The sequence below is a fragment of the Larkinella rosea genome (genome assembly GCF_003858635.1).
GTDB lineage: Bacteria > Bacteroidota > Bacteroidia > Cytophagales > Spirosomataceae > Larkinella > Larkinella rosea.
The window spans coordinates 401,165-421,143 of record NZ_RQJO01000015.1; the positions used below are offsets into that span (position 1 = coordinate 401,165).

The following is a 19,979-nucleotide window of genomic DNA, read 5'->3' on the forward strand; positions in this document are numbered from 1 at the left end:
TGATCCGGTGGGAGGGAACCGGAACCGGTTTAATCGGGTAGATAACAGAAATGGAATGAATGATTTTGTGGAAGAAGATATTCTGAAACTCCTGCTGGCCATGCTGCTGGGCGGTTTGATCGGTGCCGAGCGCGAATACCGCAGTAAATCGGCGGGGTTGCGAACCACGATTCTGATCTGCGTCGGCTCGGCGCTGTTTACGATCGTTTCGCAGCGATTCGGCTCCGGCGACCGGATTGCGGCCAACATCGTCAACGGCATCGGTTTTCTGGGTGCGGGGATCATTTACCGGCAGGAAACGAGCGTCAAAGGGCTGACCACTGCCGCCACGATCTGGGCCGTGGCGGCCATCGGAATGGCCGTTGGGGGCGGTTTTTACGACGTTGCGGTGGGCGGTTTTTCCATTATTGGCGCGACGTTGCTGGTGTTGCCCTGGCTGGCGGCCCGCATTGTCCATACAAATCAGGCGCGGCAATACCGGATTGTGACTACCTTTAAAAATCAAACATTGAAACAGTACGAAAAGCAGTTTGAAGCGTGCGGTTTACGTTATCAATTGCAGAGCCAGCAACGCATTGGGAATGACATGATTGGCAACTGGCGGGTCAACGGATCGGAGAAAGCGCACGAGCGCTGCATCAGTCAGTTGCTGAATGATCCGGAGGTGAAAGAGTTTGCCTTTTGAGGGAACTACTTACTAAAAACAACTATTTTTTCGTTTACATACTGAGTATTCATTTTTGTTCATTAATCAACTCTATGAACTTCATACAGAAAGGCTTATTGGCAATTATGCTCATAAGCAGCAGTGTTGCCTTCGGGCAAATTACCGAAGATCCGGAAGATCGGCGCAGTGATGGTAGAGATCCGTTGAAAACCAAAACCCCCGAAGGCGATCCGTTGCCGTTTGCACAGCGGCTGCGCTTTGGCGGAGGCATCAGCAACGTTTCCATTGGCAATCCGTTCAGCATTGGTGTTTCGCCCGTCATTGCCTACCAGGCGTCGGAGCGGGCTATCCTGGGCGTTGGCGTGAATTACGTGTATTACCGGGCTAAATATTATTACCAGGGTGGAGCCACCGAAATCTACCACGCCAACCAATACGGCGGCCGGGCATTCGGAATGTACGAAATCATTCCGAACGTGGTCAAAAATCTCTACGTTCATGGTGAATTTGAAAACACGAATGTGGGCTATAACGTCAGCCAGAGTCTTTCGACGCTGCGCCGTTGGGTAAGTGCCGGACTCGTTGGTCTGACGTATTCGCAGCCGATCAGTCGGCGGTTTGGCGTCAATTTAACGGCGCTATACAACCTGAGTTACAACGCCAATCCGACATTCTCCTCGTTCGTTTACGGCGGCAGTCCGTGGGTGATCCGGGTGTCGTTCTTTTGATTGAGAATAAAGAGCAAAGAATAGAGAAGAAGGACAATAACAGGAATGTATTTTCTTTCTTCTCTATTCTCTCTTCTTTTCTCTCCATTTTTAGCACTAATGCCATCCAGATTATAAAAATTTCTACTTAATTCGGGTAGATTTTCCAAAACCGGATTAAGACCTTGCTTACCGAACGGCAACCCGACCACTTTCTCTGGACCGCCCTCAAACAAGGCGACCGGCGGGCATTTGCCGAACTCTACGAGCGGTATTACCGTACGCTCTACAATTACGGGCACAAACTCCTGCCCGACGCGGTTTTGGTTGAAGATGCCATCCAGGATTTGTTTGTCGATCTCTGGCGGATTCAGCAAAATCTTTCCGACGCCGAATCGGTCAAATTCTACCTGTTTCGTTCCCTGCGCCGAAAAATCCACCGGTTGGCCACAAAAGAAAACCGGTTTCTGTCCGTCGACAATTCATCGATCCAGTTGCCGGGGGATACCACACCGGAATTTCAGCTAACCGATCAGGAACACGAACAGCAATTGACCCAGCAACTGGCGCAGGCCCTCAAGCAACTCCCCGAACGTCAACTGGAAGTGGTCACGCTGCGGTTTTACGAAAACTTCAAAATCAGCGAAATTGCAGCCATTATGGGCATTACCGACAAGTCGGTCCGGAATACCCTTCACAAAGCCATGACCCACCTCCGCGAAAACGCCCGCTACCTCGCCCCGTTTCTTGGATTGTTGTGGCTTCTTTTACGTACCCACGGACTTTAGTCTGTGTGATCCTCAATAATTAAAGGATTTGATTTTGCCAGATCACACGGACTAAACGGGGCCGCCCGGCGGTCCGTGGGTACGTTCGTACGAAAAAAATCGAAAACCGGAGGGGACATTTCCCGACTTAGCGGCTCTTGGTAAATAAGAGTTGGAATAGTTATCTATTTTATGGGTCGGATACCATGAATCACTACGCGGAGTTTACAGCCGAAGAGTTTGCCGAAGATGATTTCTTCCGCCGATGGGTGCAATCGCCCGACGCGGGAACGGAGATTTTCTGGCAGGAATTTCTGGTTCAGCACCCCGAAAAACACACGGTGATGGTAACCGCCCGTTCCCTGTTGCGTGCCATCGAACAGGTGCAGGTCATGCCCACCGAAGCCCAGGGCGAGCGGATGTGGGCCGCTATCGAGCAACGAACCACCGGTTTGCCGGGTCAAGTGGATGCGTCGGAACTGGAAACCGAAAACCGCTGGATGTGGCCAAAACTCGAACGCCCGAACTGGTGGCAACTCGCGGCTGCGGTGATTCTGTTGGCAGGAATTGGCTGGTGGTTTTCCCTGAAATCAAAACTATCTGACCAACCGGAGACGTATTCGGGTCTGGTTTCTCAATCCAGGATTGATCTGGTCGAGAAAATAAATAATACGTCAAAACCGCTGACGGTCCGGTTTGAAGAAGGCAGTTCGGTGGTGTTACAACCCGACAGCCGGGTGAGTTATCCGGCGACGTTTGCGGCTGAAAAACGGGACGTTTTTCTGTCGGGCGAAGGCTTTTTTGAAGTATCCAAAAACCCGGAAAGACCGTTTATGGTGTATGCCAATGGCCTGGTTACCAAAGTGATCGGAACCAGTTTCATGGTGCGGGCGCTGGAAAAAGCCAACCGGGTTACGGTGATCGTACGAACCGGAAAAGTGGCGGTTTTCCCGATCAAATCGCTCGATCAAAAAACGTCGGCAAGTGGACAACCAGCGGGCGCGCTACTACTGACGCCCAACCAACAGGCGTTTTTTGAACCCACCAGCGACCGGCTGACCCGCCAGCTGGTGGAAACGCCCGCGCTTATCAAAGTCCCCGAACACAATCAGAATTTTATTTTTGAAGACACGCCGGTGGCTGAGGTATTCAAAACGCTGGAAACGTCGTATGGGGTAACGATTGCCTACGATGCGAAGACCCTGCAAAGCTGCAACCTGACGGCTCCACTGGGTGATGAACCGCTTTTCCGCAAACTCGACATCATCTGCCAGACCATCGGAGCTACTTACGAAGTCCTGGATGCCAAAATTGTGGTCACCGGCAAAGGCTGCCAGCCAACGGAGTAAATCTTACGTTCATGAGTCGGTAAGCTGTTGTAAATAAAAGAATTATGATAAAATAACTCATAGCTAAACTCCTAAATCCCGGACTGAATGACGAAAAACCAACCTGCCTGTTAAAAAAATCGCCGAACCGAAAACCGTACTGTTGCGACCAGTACGGATTCATCGATCCGGCGAATCAGTGCCCTCCCTTGCCTGACCGGTATTGCGACTACCCTGAAAAACGGGGACGGGGATTGTTTTTGCCTCCACTTCTGAAATTGTCGAACAAAAACACTGCTAAAAGTATGAAAAAACTGCGGGATTATTCCCCAACCTTTTGCCTGATTATGAAGATTACTTGCGTACAGTTGGTGCTGGCCGTAGTCTTTGCGGGCCTGACCCTGGCCCGAAACGGAATGGCGCAGGAGTTGCTCAATCGGACAATCTCTGTCCAACTGGAAAACAGGGACTTACGGACGGTTTTGAACCGACTGGAGAAAGCCGCCAACGTCAAATTTACGTACGTTCCGCAACTGATTTCCGCTCAAAATAAAGTCTCGCTCCGGGCCGAAAACGACCGGCTGGAAGTGGTGCTGACGCGCTTGCTGAAACCGCTGAACATTACCTATCAGGTTTCGGGAAATTACATTGTGCTCAAAAAAGAACCGACCAGTGCGGTTTTGCCCGACGAGCAGCCGATGGAAGCCCCGGATTTGCTGGCTGAGCTAACCGTTGCTGGAACCGTAACCGACGAAAAAGGCGAAGGATTGCCGGGCGTTAGCGTGTTGCTTAAAGGGACGCAGCGCGGAACAGCCACCGACAGCAAAGGCGCGTTTCGGCTGGCAGTACCCGATAATTCGGCGGTTTTGGTCTTCAGTTTTGTCGGGTACCAGAGTCAGGAAATTGCCGTTGGTTCGCAATCGACGCTGACGGTTCGGCTGGAAGCAGACGAAAAATCACTGAACGAAGTCGTGGTGGTTGGCTACGGAACGGTGAAGCGCTCCGACCTGACCGGTTCGGTAGCGAAAGTGGGGGAAGAGAGCATTAAAGCCACGCCCATCGTCGCGCTGGACCGCGCCATGCAGGGCCGGGCTGCGGGGGTTTTGGTGACTACCAATTCGGCAAAACCGGGTGGTGGAACCACGATCCGGATTCGGGGAACGGGCTCGGTCAATGCCGGAAATGACCCGCTGTATGTTATCGACGGTTTTCCGACGGGAAACCTTAACTCGATCAATCCGAACGATATCGAGTCCCTCGAAATCCTGAAGGATGCCTCGGCGACGGCCATTTACGGATCGCGCGGGTCGAACGGGGTGGTCATGATTACGACCAAACGCGGCAAGGAAGGGCAGTCGGGCATTGCGTTTGAGAGTTATTACGGGGTTCAGTCGGTCCGGCGGAAAATACCGATGCTCAATGCCCGCGAATACGCCGAATTTGTCAACGAAGCCCGCGTCAATGGCGGTGCAAAACCATATTTCGACGGCTCAACGGCCAGCCAGCCGCTGCCTGAAACGCTGGGCGAAGGCACCAACTGGCAGGATGAAGTGTTCCGGTCGGCACCGATTCAGAGTTACCAACTGAGCTTTACCGGAGGAGAAACCAAAACCCGCTACGCCATTTCGGGAAGTTATTACGACCAGCAGGGCATCATTCTGAATTCCTATTTCAAACGATTTACGTTGCGCGCCAACCTGGATCGCGAAGTGAAAAAGTGGTTGAAAATCGGTTTGTCGATGCAGGGCGCGCATACCCGTTCGAACAGTTCGCGGACGGAAACCGACGGCGGAGCTGCCGGGGGTGTGACCAATGCCGCCATCAATTACGCGCCGGTTTTTCCGATTCTGAATGCCAATGGAACGTATTACCGGGATCAGAGTTCGCTCAACGGCAGCCTGGTGGATAACCCCGTCGGCCTTGCCAATGAGGTGACCGACCGGTATAATACCATCCGGTTACTAAGCAATGTCTTTGCCGACATTAAATTGTGGGAAGGGCTGACGTTTCGCACCAGCTGGGGCGCCGATCTGTTCAACTCCAAGTCAAATTATTACGCCACGCGGCTGATTGCGCTGGGGGCCAGTACCAACGGCAGTGCGTCGATTACGGATGCGCAAAGCCTGGGCTGGTTGAACGAGAACACCCTGACTTACGCGCGTACACTGGCCGAAAAACACAACCTGACCGCCTTGCTGGGCTACACGACGCAGGGCTACCACAACGAAAGCGTAACGGCCAGCGCCATCAATTTCAACGACGATTTTGCGCTCTACAACAACCTGAGCGGGGGCGCGACCCTTCAAACACCGGCTTCGGGCGCGGCTGACTGGGCACTGATTTCGTACCTGGCGCGGGTAAATTATGGCTACGACAGCCGGTTTTTGCTGACACTCACGGCCCGGCGCGATGGTTCGTCGCGGTTTGGCCCGAACAACAAATACGGTTTTTTTCCGTCGGGGGCGCTGGCCTGGCGGGTGATCAACGAGAAATTCATGCAGGATCGGAAGTGGGTTTCGGATCTCAAATTGCGGGTCAGCTACGGCTTAACCGGAAATCAGGAAATCGGCGATTACCGGTATTTGTCGAATATTAATGTCAGCACGGCGGCTTTGGGAGGTGCCACCACGATCCTGCGGACGGGCGGAATTCCGGGCATCATCAGCAACCTCGATTTGCGCTGGGAAAAGAACGCCCAGCTGGATGCCGGGGTCGATCTGGCGCTGTTTAACAACCGCGTACAACTGACCGCCGATTATTACATCAAAACGACCTCGGATTTGCTGTTTTCGGTCAATGTGCCGCAAACAACGGGCTACAGCACCTCGCTGCGGAACATCGGCAAAGTGGAAAACCGGGGGCTCGAACTGGCTCTTTCGACGATCAACATCGACCGGGGCGGTTTTCGCTGGAACACCGAATTCAACATTGCGTTCAACAAAAATAAGATTCTGGCGCTCGACGGACGCCCCGAGTTTACTTCGGGCGACGGCAGCGGACACCTCCAGGTTTCGAATACGGTTTTGATGAAAGTGGGCGAACCACTGGGCAATTTTTACGGTCGCGTGGTGGAAGGGATTTTCCAGAATCAGGCCGAAATCGACGGTTCTGCCCAGAAAACCGCTAAGCCGGGTGATCTGAAATACCGCGATATTAACGGCGACGGCGTGATCAACGACAACGACCGCACGGTGATCGGCAACGGCTATCCGACGTTTTTCGGCGGCATCAATAACACGCTGAGTTTCCGGGGATTTGACCTGAACATCTTCCTGCAAGGCAGTTCGGGCAACGAAATCATGAACTACGGGCGGTTTGATCAATACAGTCTGAACGGCAACAGCAATCAGGCGAAGGAAGTCCTGAACCGCTGGACGCCCACCAATCCGAGCAACGACATTCCGCGCGCCAACTCCACGGGCGGACAACGGATTCTTTCGACATTCCACATCGAAGATGGCTCGTACCTGCGGGTCAAAAACCTGTCGCTGGGCTACAATCTGCCTGTCGCTTTGCTCAAACGCATGACCTTTCAGAGTGCCAAAGTGTATGTTTCGGCTCAGAACCTGATCACCTTCACGAACTACAAAGGCTACGACCCTGAAGTCAGCCGGTTTGGCTCTACGTCCATCAGCCAGGGCATGGATTACGGCGGTTATCCGGCTGCGAAAACCGTATTGGTAGGCTTAAATCTCAAGTTTTGAACCGAAACCCCATGAAATCCGTGAAAATTACCCTCCTATTTTCTTTCGTGCTGGCGATTGGTTTATCGTCCTGCTCCCCTGATCTGGATCTGGCGCCACTGGGGTCGCAATCCGTCAGTACGTATTACAAAACCGCAGCCGATGCCGATGCGGCCACCATTGCGATGTACGGCCAACTGCGGAATATGTACCGCGACGAAAATCTGGTGACGCCCAACGTCGTAGCGGCTGATGACGGCATTCCGTTCCTGACCGGGAATGCCGACCGCGTGGCGCTGTGGCGCTACGGAACCGTTCCGACCAACACGTTCGTGGGCAACATCTGGAGCAATGCCTATACGGCCATTCAACGGTCGAACATCGTGATCGAACGCGTTCCGGCCATTCAAATGGACGAAACCACGAAAAAAGGCTACGTCGGCGAAGCCCGGTTTTTGCGCGCCCTGCAGTATTTTACGCTGGTTCAGTTTTTCGGTGGCGTGCCGCTCGTGACGAAGGAAACCACGTCGCTGGAGAATGTCGAAGTGCCGCGGGCGTCGGTCGATGAAGTCTTTAAACTCATTGAAAGCGATCTGAAGGAAGCCGAGACGGTTTTGCCAAAAGCGTACACAGGAAGCAATATTGGCCGGGCAACGGCGGGCGCGGCCAAGGGCTTGCTTGCCAAAGTGTATCTGGTCTGGGCGGGCAAAAATGCCAGTTCGCCGTACTGGGCGCTGGCGGCTGCCAAAGCCAAAGAGGTGATCGATCTTGGAACCTACGATTTGTGGGCCAATTACGCCGATGTGTTCGAACTGAAAAACCGGGGCGGCAAAGAGTCACTTTTCGAGGTGATGTACATTACCGATCTGGCGGGCAACAACTTCACAACCGGTTATGCGCCCCGGGGTGCCCCCATCGTACCGAACGGCGGTAGCGGTATTTTCCGGGTCAGCAAGAACTTGTTTGACAGCTATCCGGCCGCAGACAAACGAAAACCGGTCACGTTTCTGACTGCTTACGTCAATCCGACCACCAAAGCCAATGTGCCCCTTTCGGTCGATGACGCGGACCCCGCCAAAGCGGTATCCTTCTGGAAACTCGTTGATTTGACGTCGACCGTCGGCGGAAATGGCGGCAAAAGTTTCTCGATTCTGCGGTTTTCGGATGTATTACTGATTTATGCCGAAGCCCTCAGTGAAGCCAGCAACGGGCCGAACGCGGAGGCTTATACGGCGATCAACCGGGTTCGAAACCGGGCGGGGCTCGAACCGCTGAGCGGGTTGACGCGTCAGCAGTTCAAAGATGCGGTGTTGCTCGAACGGCGGCTGGAGTTCTGTTTCGAAGGAAATCGCTGGTTCGATCTGGCGCGGACGGGCAAACTGGTCGATGCCGTCAAAGCCGAAACCTCGTTTGGCCGCGCCCCAACCATTCAGGCATTCCACACCTTGCTGCCGATTCCGCAGCGGGAAATCGACGCCAATCCGGCATTGAAACAGAATGAAGGGTATTGAACCATAAGGCAAATCATCAGGAAGTACCAGCCCACGGTTTCAACCGTGGGGTCGCCGGAATATTGGGCAATATATGAAAACCGTTTTAACGGTTTCGTGAATTCAAAACCGTTAAAACGGTTAAAAAAATGCCGTTTTGTCTCGTTTTCCCACGGTTGAAACCGTGGGCTGGTAAAAAAACAACTAACTCCATTGATTCTATTTTGATAACCATACGGAAATGAACCGATACAAAATCATTTACTGCTGGATATTTCTGCTCTCACCGGTTTTCCTCTTTGCCCAAAAATCCTACGACGTCGTGGTCTACGGCGCGACACCGGCGGGCATCACGGCGGCTATTCAGGTGGCTAAAATGGGCAAAACCGTGGCCCTGCTCGAACCGTCGAAACACCTTGGCGGCATCATGACGTCCGGATTGGGCGGAACGGACGTCGACAATCATCAGGAATATCAGAACAGCCCGGGCGTTGGCGGGCTGGCGCTGGAGTTTTACCGGCGGATTGCGGCTGCGTACGGCACCACGGCCGAATTTGAAGCGATGCTGAAAAACCGCACCAAGAAAACGATGCTCTGGAGGTTTGAGCCACACGTGGGCGAAGAGGTCGTGAAAAAGTGGGTTTCCGAACATGCCATTGCGGTTTTCTACGATTCCCGACTGAGCGAACGGAAAAATGCCGTATCGAAAACCGGCGCGCAGATTCAGCAGATTCAACTGGAAAACGGGCATATTTACCGCGCCAGGGTGTTTATCGACGCAACACTGGAAGGCGATTTGCTGCACGCGGCCGGGGTCAAAACCGCCATTGGGCGGGAAGCCAATGCGGTCTACAACGAAACGAAAAACGGAATTCGGGCCGTTACCGAACACGCGCAGTTTCTGGTGAAAGTCGATCCGTACAAAACGCCCGGCGACCCCCAAAGTGGTGTCCTTCCGACCGTCCAGGACGAACCGCTGGGCACACCCGGCGCGGGCGATAACCGCTTGCAGGCGTATTGCTTTCGAATGTGCCTGACCAAAAATCCCGAAAACCGGATTCCGTTTCGCCAGCCCGCCGGGTACGACCGCAGCCAGTATGAACTTTATCTGCGGTACGAAAAAGCCGGGGGGAAACTGTACGCACCAAAGGCCGACATCCCGAATGGCAAAACGGATCTGGGGGCCTGGCACGATCTGTCGCACAACCTGTATGGCCTGAACGTCGCGTATCCGGGCGGGGATTACCAGACCCGGCAGCGTGTTTTCAATCAGCACAAAACCTTTACGCAGGGGTTGTTTTATTTTCTTGCCAATGACCCGGAAGTAAGCGAACGAACCCGAAAGCTCTGGAGCGAATGGGGCTTGTGCAAAGACGAATTTACGGACAACGACGGCTGGCCCCGGGAGTTTTACGTCCGCGATGCCCGCCGGATGGTGTCGGATTACGTGATTACGGAACATCACGTGCGTCGGAACAACCCCACGCCGGTGGCTGACCCGGTAGCCGTGGCGTTCTGGCCGCCCGATCTCCACAGCGTTCGCCGAATCGTGAAAGACGGTTTTGCGTCCAACGAAGGCTCGGTTTTTGGTGAGATCGACTGGCGGCCGTTCGGGATTTCGTACCGGGCTTTGGTGCCGAAAACCGCCGAATGTACGAATCTGCTGACGGCATCCTGTCCGTCGTCGAGTCACCTGGCCTACGGAGCCATCCGGATCGAATTCACATTCATGGCGATGGGGCAGGCTTGCGGAACGGCGGCTGTGCTGGCCATCAATGCAAAACAAACGGTACAGAAAGTGCCGTACAAGGCCTTGCAGGAACGCTTATTGGCTGATCATCAGCTCATCGATGCGGAGAAAACCGAACCGGCGGCTAAGTAAAAAACCGTTCTTCCGGTCTTTCTCCGGCATGACCGCGAACCCCATCAAAACCTTCCTTTTCTATAGCCTTCTTTTCCTTTCGTCGCTTGGGAACGGAGTCGGGCAAACGCCCGATTTCTCCCAAGTGCCGGGGAATATCGTCGCCCACAGCCCGGCTTCGTCCGGTTTGTACATTGGTTCGCCGAGCTTGTGCATCCTGCCCAACGGCGATTATTTAGCCTCGCACGACTTATTCGGACCCCAATCCAACGAGTTTGTCAAACCGAATTCCCGCATCTACCGCTCGACCGACAAGGGCAAAACCTGGACGCAGATCGCGGAAATCAACGGCCAGTTCTGGTCGAAACTTTACGTGCATCGCAACGGTTTGTATTTTTTCGGAACCGACAAACACCACGGCAACACGATCATCCGGCAGTCGACCGACAACGGCGTGACCTGGACCAACCCGACCGACGGCGAAAACGGGTTGCTCCTGGCGGGCGAATACCACTGCGCACCGGTGCCGTTTCTCGAACACAACGGGCGACTCTGGCGGGCGATGGAAGATGCGATGGGGCCGATCAAGCAGTGGGGCAAACGATACGGCGCGTTCATGCTGTCGATGCCACTGGATGCCGATCCGATGAAAGCCGCCAGCTGGACGAGCAGCAATGTGTTACGGCACGATTCGACGTACCTGAACAACGGTTTTGGCGGCTGGATCGAGGGCAATGCGGTGTTGAGCCCCGAGGGAGAGATGCTGGACATTCTGCGCGTGGACCACAAGAAATCGCTGGACGAAAAAGCCGCATTTGTGCGCATCAGTCCGGATGGCAAAACCGCTGCGTTCGATGTCAATACCGGTTTTGTGCCGTTCCCCGGTGGCAGCAAGAAATTCACGATTCGGTATGATCCCAAATCCAAACTGTACTGGACGCTGACGAATTACATTCCGCAGGAATTCAAGCAGGCCAATGCCGGAAAAAATCCGGCCAGTTTGCGGAATACGCAGGCCCTTTGCAGTTCCAGCGATCTGAAAATCTGGAATTTGCGGCAAGTGGTGTTGCAACATCCCGACGTGGTCAAACACGGTTTTCAGTACGTCGACTGGTTGTTCGACGGCAATGATATCATCCTGCTGTCGCGCACGGCCTACGATGACGGATTGGGCGGAGCGCACAACAACCACGACGCCAACTTCCTGACGTTTCACCGCATCAAGAAATTCCGGAAAAAACCGGTGGGCGGTTTATAAACGGGCCAGATCGTTCAGGGCTTTTTTGCGGCTGCTGAAAATCTTGCTGTCGAGCGTTTTGCTGTAATAGGTTTCGATTACGGTGGTGACCGTCGGATGGTTCCCCGCCATGACATTTCGGGTTGTTTGTTGCTCGTAGGTAATGACGTCGCCGACGGTAACAACCTCATATTCTGTTTTTCCGTACAGGCGGAAAATCTTCCCTTTTTTGTTGCTGTAACCCCAGACTTCCTTTCGCGGTATGATTTCAAACCGCCCGTCGGGGTAACGGATCCGCACATTCCGGGCGTTCAGAAAAACCGTTCCGACGGATTTAATGGGCGGTGTGGGTTCGGCGCGGTACAGATCGCTGCTCTGGCGCAGCAGCTGGTTGGGTTCCATGTTCAAGCCTTTGCGCGTGTTTGGCGAGCAGGCAGCCACAATCAGGGTGAGAATAAAGACGATCCGACGCATGTAAAAGGCGGTTTTACGTTTCGATCAACTTCTATAAAGATACGAACATACTTTTTGCCCGTAAACTGCTGAGCGGTTTTTTGGTTTAGTAGAGACTTAATCTTTCAACGGGCTTACACAGTATGAAAAACATAGACATCCTTGCCGACGGTTTGCGGTTTCCGGAAGGACCGGCGTTTACTTCCGATGGAACGCTCTGGTGCGTGGAGCAGGAGGGAGCCAGTTTATTCTGGCTGAAACCGGACGGAACGACGGGCCGGATTCAGGTCGGGATTGGCAGCCGCCCGAATGGGCTTTACATCGATGATCGGGATCGGCTTTGGTTCTGCGATTCCGGTATGCACGCCATTCGGTGCATCAATTACCCCGATCAGGAGCCCGAAACCCTTGTCGATCACATCCATGATGAACCGCTCGACTGGCCCAACGACCTGACCTTCGATTCGGAAGGGAATCTGCTGTTTACCTGCCCCGGTTCGCCCGATGAAGATGAACCCGGTTTTGTCGGCGTGTGCACCGCTGTGGGCGAGGTGAAGAAAATCTCCGAAAAGCTGTTTTACCCCAATGGCATCACCTTTTTGCCGAATGAGAAGACTTTGTTAATTGCCGAAACTCACCGCAAACGCATCTGGGCCGGGCGCTGGGATGCCGTCGGGTTGAACTGGATCAATCCGACGGTTTGGGCCGAAACCGGATCGGGCGGTTTTGGTCCGGATGGGCTAACGCTGGGGCCGGATAATCTGCTTTACGCAGCTATTTACGGCGGCAGTTGCCTGCACGTTTACAAACCGACCGGTGTTTTATCCCACTCCATCAAGCTTCCTGGTGAAAATCCCACGCACTGCGCCTTCGATCCCACCGGGCGACTCGGGCTGGTCGTAACGGAAGCGCAAAAAGGACAGTTGTTGCGGGTCAATGAACAATGAACGCTAAAATCATTGTTCATTTATTTCTCCCTTCCTTTCCAACCTTTCTTCTTCTTTTCTGCACTTTAGGTTGAACGTTCAACCCATACCGCAACCCGCTTGACTTTTACGCCTGATACCACGGAAACGGAACTCGTTGACTTCTGTCTGCGACGGGATCGGCCCGTGGAGCAGCGGATGGCGCAACGGCTGTTGTTCGAGCGGTACAAACGGGCGATGTTTTCGGTGGCGCTGCGCATTCTGAACGACTATGACCACGCCAACGATGCGTTGCAGGACGCCTTTGTGGAGGTTTTCCGCCATCTGGATTCGTTCCGGTTTCAGTCGACGCTGGGGGCCTGGATCAAGACGATCGTGGTCCGGCAGGCATTGCGGAAACAGCGATTGGAGTGGCGGTTTGAAACCATCAATGAACAGCTTCACGATCAGCCCGTTGAGGTGCCGGACACGATTACCGGAGCGGTTTTGGATGCGGCCATTCGGTCGTTGCCCGACGGGGCGCGGGCGGTTTTTGTGCTGGCTGAAATTGAAGGATACAAGCACCACGAGATTGCCGTCATGCTGAACATTTCGGAAGGAACGTCCAAATCGCAGGTCAGTTACGCCCGGAAATTATTGCGAAAGAAATTGGCTGAACTCGGATTACACGGATTAGGGGATTAACAGGACAAATGGATTTTTCGAAAGCGATACAACAATTGCCCGAACACGAACCCCGGCCCGATCTGTGGGATCGGGTCGAGGCCGATTTGCGGGCGGATGCGGTGATCGACCGAACTTTGGACGAACTGCCGGTTTTTGAACCTCAGGCCGATGCCTGGGAGCAGATTGCCGGGCGTTTGGAAAAACCGCTCGTCCGGGCGTGGTGGTCACCGGTATTTACATGGACAGCCGCAGCCGCCATTGCCACGTTGATCGTGGGTTTGTGGCTGATTTTGCAACCGGTTTCGGATGAAAAAGTAACCATTGCCTACGCGACCGAAACGGTCGAAAGCGAATTGGGAACGATGCCGGAGTCGTTGGTTTCGTCCGCCGATCAGAAAGTGGAAACCTTTATCAACGAGCAATGTGCGCAACAAACCGTCGTCTGTCAGAAACCGGAGGTAAAGGAATTAAAGCAGCAATTGCACGAACTGAGCAGCCGCAAAGAAGCCGTCGAGCAGGAATTGCTGGTGTTTGGCAACGATCCGGCACTGGTACAGGCGCAGATCAAACTTGAAAACGAACGGGCGGAGGTGACCAAAGAACTCGTCCGGATTTTAACGATATGAAAACGCTGATTTTTCTACTGACGTTCGTGACCCTCTCCGCTGCTGCCCAGACCCGGCTGCAGGTGGTGACGAAAACCGTGGAAAAAGAGCTGGCCTACAGCGTCGGCCAGCGCGTGAACCTGACGGCCCAGAAAGCCGATATTACGATCAAAGGCTGGAGTAAACCGACGGTTCTGGTGCGGCTGAAACTGATTGCCAAACACCCCGAGCGCGAGGTGGCCGAACGGGAACTGGGATACCTGAACTACGACATTCAAACCCGCAACAATACCATCGACCTGTCCAACCGCTTCACGATTCCGCAGCGGGCGGGTGCCATCAAGGGCAACCTGAAAGCGGTTTATGAAATCTGGGTGCCGATGCGCTGCCCGGTTTCGCTTCAGAATACATTCGGGGATGTCACCCTCAGCGATCTGGCCGGTGACACGAGTTTGAAGGTGGAATTTGGCAAACTAGCCATCGCGAACCTGAGCGGAAAAACAACGATAGTATCCGACTACGGCGACATCGACGCCAGCGAATTAAGCGGTTTTTTTACGATCAAAGCCGAAAAAGCCGAAATCACGCTCCGCGAACTGAGCGGCAGCGGAACCATCCAGAGCCGCTACGGCAAGCTGTCCATCCAGCCCGACGCCAGCCTGACCAGCCTAACCGTTCAGGCCGCCCGCACCGAAATTTTTCTGTATCCCAAACGGATGGATGATTTTCAGTATGAGGTGGAGACGAGCTATTCGACGGTTCAGGTGCCGGAAAATTACGCCGATTATTTGGGGCAATTCATGAACAAACGACGGTTTGATTACCAGCCATCCGGGCATAAACCAATGATTTCGATCACCAATTCCTACAGCCCGGTCGTGATTCAACTGCTGGCGAGTGGCATGACGCTGGCAAAATAGAAAGACAGTATGAAGCACCATAAACTACTTGGAATGCTGCTGATTGCGATCAGTTTTAGCAGCTATGGACAATTTACGGCTGGATTGAAAGGAACACTGATCACGAGCATCAAGTCGCCCCGTTTTTTTGCAAAAGTGAACGGGTATGAAGTGTTCGAATCAAACAGCGGAGATGGGAAAGGCAGTGCCTGGGGGCCTTTTGTTCGCTATGACTTTCCCCGCTGGTACGCGCAAATCGAAGCCAGTAAAGGGCAATACAGCCCGCCGGGCCTGACCGCATCGTCGCCGACCTATTCGTCCGGGACCTACATGAGGTTTAAACGGCAGGATGCCCGGTTGATTATTGGTTATAAACCACTGCCGTGGCTCCGGGTCAATGCGGGGGTGGTCGGTGTTCGCAATCGGTACCAATATCCGCTCTCCAACGATTCTTACATCAAATACCTGCAAGAACAAATCCTGCAGTATCCGGATCGGATTGATAGTTATAAAGATAATCTTGAAGTAGCCCGAATCCTGGCGGCTGTTCAAACGAGTTATCAACTGTCCCTCACGGAAGGGCAGGTGGGAGTTGGAGCAGACGTCGGTGGTTTTACCTTCGATCTAACCTACAATCGCAGTCTGAGTCCTATTGTCGACGGGATTTATTACCAGGGAAAACCGTATACAATTGGGCAACACTACAGTTTTTGGTCGATCAGTGCGGGATACCGGCTTCTCCCGTTGAAGACGTTTTTGCTTCAGCCCCGCAAAAACAGACGAACCTACGAACGGATCAAAAAGACAATTCCGTATTACCGCAACGAAGTCAGTGCCGGCTTGGGCATCACCAGTGATGATTTCGGTGGAGCCTGGATCTACGAAAACAGGTATACCCGCTACGTTCACCGCCGGTTTGGACTCACGGCGATTGCGGGACTGGTTCGCTCATTCGAAGATTACAGCCAATTTCTGCCTCAGGCACAAGTGGGTTATCAGCTTTCAACCCTTATTCGGGGTTTACCGCTCTACACCCGACGTCATCATCTCGGACTCTCGGCTGGTCGGGTTTTCACCTTTGTTTCGGGTTTCAAACCATCGTATGGCAGTGGATATAATCGCAATGGTCAGCTCTATCTGCAAACCATTAATGTCACTTCCAACAACCGATTTGAGAAACAGGGCCGGGGTGTGCAGTTTCAGGTCGATTACGAGTTTTTGCCAACGGATCACCTGGCCGCCGGTACGTGGTTCCGATTCCAGAAGAGTGAGGTATTGAGGTATGCCGCAATGGGTTTTCAAATAGGATACCGTTTTTGATCTGTCATGACTATGAATCGCATTGGCTCTGTTTTATCAATGGTGCTGCTAATCGTAACCGGCCAACAGGCGGTTTTTGCACAAAAGACGGCATCATACCGCTGGGAAATATCGGCGGGAGGAAATACCTTGCAATCATCCGAAGTGTCGTCAACTGGCTGGCTCATTCGGCAGCAGGTGACCTATTTCCCGCTTAAACACATCGGTATTTCGGCGGGAGCGGGTTGGGGAAAGATGGAAAATCTGACGCCCCTGACGACCATCACGGATCAAAAGGAACTGCTGAAACTGTTTTACCGGCAATACAATACAACGGAATTGAATGCCGTGTGGGCACCGATCCGGGGGCGTCGGCATACGCTGCGTTTGACGGCGGGGCTGGCGATGTGGCGGCTGCGTGCGATGAACGTGGATAGCGTGATTTCCAGCAGTCCGCGTTGGCAGCAGGCCGAAATTGTGCCTGACTTTGTCGATTCCCGGCGGCTGATTCCTCAGATCGGGTTGGGCTATCAGGTGAATATAACCCCCCGCTGGTTGTTGGGCGTCGATGCCCGGGCGTATCGGGTCGGAGCCAGAAAAACCGCTACGACACTGGGGCTGACGGCGGCTTACCGGTTTCATCTCAATGCGGATTCGCTGGGACTTACCAAACTGAATTGGCAGGATCTGAAAATCGGTGTTCGGCTGGGCGCTACCTACAGTGCCGGAAATGGCCAGTCGAACTACGGTTCCTACCGAGCCCGCATGATTGCTGGGCTTTGGGCCGAGCTCCCGATCTCGCTGACGTGGTCGGCACGGGGCGAAATCAGCTACGCCCAGCGGGGGTACCGGATTCGGGAATATAAACGAGGGAACATGCGGCTTTTGCCCGCCGTTTCCAGCCAGAGTTTTCTGGATTGGACCATTCTGTTCTCGCACGAAATCGCCTACCGCTGGCGGCTATTGATGGGACCTCAACTCGCGATCTTCCTGAATGGCCGGGAAGAACTGGATGGCAAACCGGCCCCGGTTCGCCCCCGCCATTTCAGTGGCGTTGTTTTCGGGACATCGGTTCAACTCTCCGATCGGCTGCAGATCGACGGGCGTTACCAACGCGATATTCTTTCTTTTTCGACGAATCAGGGTGGTGGTCTGCACGGCTTTCAGCTTGGCATGAGCTATTCACTGAACTACTAAACCAACATCATGAAAACTATATCCACTACCATTCTCTTCTTCCTAACCGGTTTTTTGTCCATTCACGCTCAGCAAACTACTTATTCACAGGAAGATAGTACCGTTACAATCAGCGAATTAAAGCGGGTTTATCGGTACATTACGCGGGCCAATGTGGAAGAGAAAACGCTGTTGAAGATCGGTATTCGGCCCAATTCGCTTTCGCCTTTTTCCGAAGATGATAGAAACTCTCATTTTGGCCTTAATTTAGAAATGGTAGTGGAGCATAAAATACATCCGTCGGTTTCCATCTTGGTCGGAATAGATTATGTTCCTCTCTATAACTCAATAAAAGGATATACATCCTCTCCTCAAGCGGGTTCAAAACGAACCTTGCGATTTATCAGCCACGACGTAAAAGCCCGATTTGGTACTCGTTACTACTATGCAATGTCTAGGCGTATCCGAGACGGAAAGACGGCTAATAATTTTTCAGGAAATTATGTCGGATTAAACGTTAGTCGCCCGGTGCTTTATCAATTTACTCGTTACGATTACGATTCTCAAACAGGAGAACCTACCGCATCCAAACACAAAACTCCTCTGTTCAGATTAGATCAGCCATCCTTGGAACTCAACTGGGGCTTACAACGACGGCTCTGGCGATTGGGGTATATTGATGTGAGTGCTGGCCCCAGAATTACTTTTATCGGCGAAAGTTCTTTACCGGTGAATAACGAAAAATACACTACGTTCTCTTTTCAATTCAATGCTTTGATTGGTTTGGGCTGGTAATCGAGTGATTTTAATTCCGACCGGTTTTCAATTTGAAAACCGGTCGGAATTAATCTTTTTTGCATCAAATCGCCGGATCGGCCGGAGTACTTGGGTTTGTTAAGCGTTCCTGATCGGGATACGGGTAAAAATTCCGGTTTCGTTCGGTCAGGTTGGTCGGCGGGGCGGGGCGGCCAAACCGGCGGCTGTCTTCGAGCCGCAGGCCGGTCAGGAACAGTTCGGTTCCGCGCTGCTTGTAAATCTCCGTTAATAACGCTTCGGATGTAACCGCTCCGGCGTAAGCCGCCAGGCCGGGGTAAACGCCAAATGGATCACCGGTTTTTTGCGTCCGAACGGCGTTGATGTCGTTCACGGCGGCATTCAGATCGCCGTTGCTGCGCACCAGCGCTTCCGCCCGAATCAACCGCACTTCGTCGGGCATATACACCGGAATGGGCCGGTCGATGGCGTCGAAAAATCCTTTGAGCGTTTTCAGAGCTTCGCCGTTAACGGTTTTATCCGGCGTGGTCAGGTAAAACGCCAGCCGACCGTCGCCCGCTTCGAGCAGGGTGGCGGGTAAGCCCAGATTAGCGCGGGGCGCGTAATTCGCCGAAATCTGAATCTGCTGATAAATCGGATTCGGGCTTTGCGTGTTGTACACAAACTGCGAGCGGGCCGTCAGGTTCACCGCATTGGCAGCCGCGAGAGCCGCCGGGTAATTGCCAGCCGCCAGATTATACCGCGCCCGGTAGGCCTGAATGGTGTTGACCAGATCGAAATCCGGGCCCGTCACCTGACTGGTAAACGTCGCCGAGGGCGCATTGGTGGCCACAAGGGAAGCAGCTTCGTCCAATAACCGGATGGCTTCGGTCAGGGCGGCTTTGCGGTCGGAGAACGTCACCGAACCGGTTTTGCTGGTTTGCAGCGGCAGTTGTTCAAACGCCGTGGCGAGTCCGCCGAGCGCCATCGCCTTGAACAGATTGGCGTGGGCGACAATGCCGCTCCGCAAAGCGGGTTCGTTGGCTAAAACCGTTGGCGCATTGGCAATGATATCCTCCGCCATGCCCATCACCCGCAGCATCCGCAGCCAGAGACCCAGCACATTCCCGTTGAACGTCGGCAGGCCCGTACCGCCCGCTTCCAGTTCCAGAATGTTCGTAAAGGTCGTAATGCCCTTGATTTCGCGCGTGGTGGTGCCGGGGGCCAGCAGCAGCGATTCGAGTGCGGAGGTCGAATAAAACTGCCGCATCCCGATGCTGAGCGTAATCATGCCGTCGCGGGTGCTGAGAACCTGCGCATCGGTGGGGCCGTTAGGGTTGGTGATATCGAGCTGACAACCCGCCAGCAGCAGAAAAGTGAGGAAAATTAAAAATCGTGTTGGCTTCATAGGGATGAATGGAAAGAACAGGAGTTGGTCGAAACCGCTCCCGGTTTACCCGAT

General features: G+C 53.6%; 17 protein-coding genes. 15 read left to right on the plus strand and 2 right to left on the minus strand.

Annotated features, from left to right (window positions below; all coding sequences use genetic code 11):
* The first annotated feature begins 55 nt into the window (after window positions 1-55).
* From EHT25_RS28160 to EHT25_RS28195, 8 genes are all read left to right on the plus strand, one after another.
* A complete protein-coding gene (locus tag EHT25_RS28160; RefSeq protein WP_124878775.1) occupies window positions 56-685 on the plus strand; it encodes an MgtC/SapB family protein in 630 nt (209 codons plus the stop codon).
* A gap of 74 nt (window positions 686-759) precedes the next feature.
* Window positions 760-1,395 (plus strand): hypothetical protein, encoded by a 636-nt coding sequence (locus tag EHT25_RS28165; protein ID WP_124878777.1) that lies wholly within the window; start codon window positions 760-762, stop codon window positions 1,393-1,395.
* A 164-nt stretch (window positions 1,396-1,559) separates the two neighbouring features.
* Window positions 1,560-2,162: an RNA polymerase sigma factor gene (locus EHT25_RS28170; protein ID WP_185731514.1), complete on the plus strand. Its 603-nt coding sequence runs from the start codon at window positions 1,560-1,562 to the stop codon at window positions 2,160-2,162.
* 185 nt (window positions 2,163-2,347) lie between these two features.
* Window positions 2,348-3,490: a FecR family protein gene (locus EHT25_RS28175; protein WP_124878781.1), complete on the plus strand. Its 1,143-nt coding sequence runs from the start codon at window positions 2,348-2,350 to the stop codon at window positions 3,488-3,490.
* A gap of 326 nt (window positions 3,491-3,816) precedes the next feature.
* The gene (locus EHT25_RS28180; RefSeq protein WP_124878783.1) at window positions 3,817-7,173 is read left to right on the plus strand and encodes a TonB-dependent receptor; all 3,357 of its coding nucleotides are present in this window, start codon (window positions 3,817-3,819) and stop codon (window positions 7,171-7,173) included.
* Between the two features lie 11 nt (window positions 7,174-7,184).
* Window positions 7,185-8,663: a RagB/SusD family nutrient uptake outer membrane protein gene (locus tag EHT25_RS28185; protein ID WP_124878785.1), complete on the plus strand. Its 1,479-nt coding sequence runs from the start codon at window positions 7,185-7,187 to the stop codon at window positions 8,661-8,663.
* A gap of 220 nt (window positions 8,664-8,883) precedes the next feature.
* Window positions 8,884-10,524 (plus strand): FAD-dependent oxidoreductase, encoded by a 1,641-nt coding sequence (locus tag EHT25_RS28190; RefSeq protein ID WP_124878787.1) that lies wholly within the window; start codon window positions 8,884-8,886, stop codon window positions 10,522-10,524.
* Between the two features lie 28 nt (window positions 10,525-10,552).
* On the plus strand, window positions 10,553-11,761 hold the full coding sequence (locus EHT25_RS28195) for an exo-alpha-sialidase (protein WP_229311820.1): 1,209 nt from the start codon (window positions 10,553-10,555) through the stop codon (window positions 11,759-11,761).
* Here the strand turns inward: EHT25_RS28195 and EHT25_RS28200 are convergent.
* Complete coding sequence (locus EHT25_RS28200; RefSeq protein ID WP_124878789.1) at window positions 11,756-12,214, minus strand: hypothetical protein; 459 nt, start codon at window positions 12,212-12,214, stop codon at window positions 11,756-11,758. The two genes, EHT25_RS28195 and EHT25_RS28200, sit on opposite strands and share 6 nt — an antisense overlap.
* A 122-nt stretch (window positions 12,215-12,336) precedes the next feature.
* Between EHT25_RS28200 and EHT25_RS28205 the strand changes: the two genes are divergently transcribed.
* The 7 genes from EHT25_RS28205 to EHT25_RS28235 all read left to right on the plus strand — a co-directional run bounded on the left by EHT25_RS28205 (window position 12,337) and on the right by EHT25_RS28235 (window position 18,559).
* Entirely contained in the window at window positions 12,337-13,140 is an 804-nt protein-coding gene (locus EHT25_RS28205) for an SMP-30/gluconolactonase/LRE family protein (RefSeq protein WP_124878791.1), read from the plus strand.
* A 99-nt stretch (window positions 13,141-13,239) separates the two neighbouring features.
* Window positions 13,240-13,803, plus strand: coding sequence for an RNA polymerase sigma factor (locus EHT25_RS28210; RefSeq protein ID WP_229311821.1), 564 nt, complete (start codon window positions 13,240-13,242; stop codon window positions 13,801-13,803).
* A gap of 8 nt (window positions 13,804-13,811) precedes the next feature.
* Window positions 13,812-14,411 (plus strand): hypothetical protein, encoded by a 600-nt coding sequence (locus EHT25_RS28215; protein WP_124878793.1) that lies wholly within the window; start codon window positions 13,812-13,814, stop codon window positions 14,409-14,411.
* Window positions 14,408-15,310: a DUF4097 family beta strand repeat-containing protein gene (locus EHT25_RS28220; RefSeq protein WP_124878795.1), complete on the plus strand. Its 903-nt coding sequence runs from the start codon at window positions 14,408-14,410 to the stop codon at window positions 15,308-15,310. The genes EHT25_RS28215 and EHT25_RS28220 overlap by 4 nt, the downstream gene beginning before the upstream one ends.
* A 9-nt stretch (window positions 15,311-15,319) precedes the next feature.
* Complete coding sequence (locus tag EHT25_RS28225) at window positions 15,320-16,609, plus strand: hypothetical protein (RefSeq protein WP_124878797.1); 1,290 nt, start codon at window positions 15,320-15,322, stop codon at window positions 16,607-16,609.
* Between the two features lie 6 nt (window positions 16,610-16,615).
* Complete coding sequence (locus tag EHT25_RS28230; RefSeq protein WP_124878799.1) at window positions 16,616-17,785, plus strand: outer membrane beta-barrel protein; 1,170 nt, start codon at window positions 16,616-16,618, stop codon at window positions 17,783-17,785.
* Window positions 17,786-17,794: 9 nt separating this feature from the next.
* Window positions 17,795-18,559 (plus strand): hypothetical protein, encoded by a 765-nt coding sequence (locus EHT25_RS28235; RefSeq protein ID WP_124878801.1) that lies wholly within the window; start codon window positions 17,795-17,797, stop codon window positions 18,557-18,559.
* A 64-nt stretch (window positions 18,560-18,623) separates the two neighbouring features.
* Here EHT25_RS28235 and EHT25_RS28240 read toward each other — a convergent pair whose 3' ends face one another.
* Window positions 18,624-19,925 (minus strand): RagB/SusD family nutrient uptake outer membrane protein, encoded by a 1,302-nt coding sequence (locus EHT25_RS28240; RefSeq protein WP_124878802.1) that lies wholly within the window; start codon window positions 19,923-19,925, stop codon window positions 18,624-18,626.
* Between the last annotated feature and the right edge of the window lie 54 nt (window positions 19,926-19,979).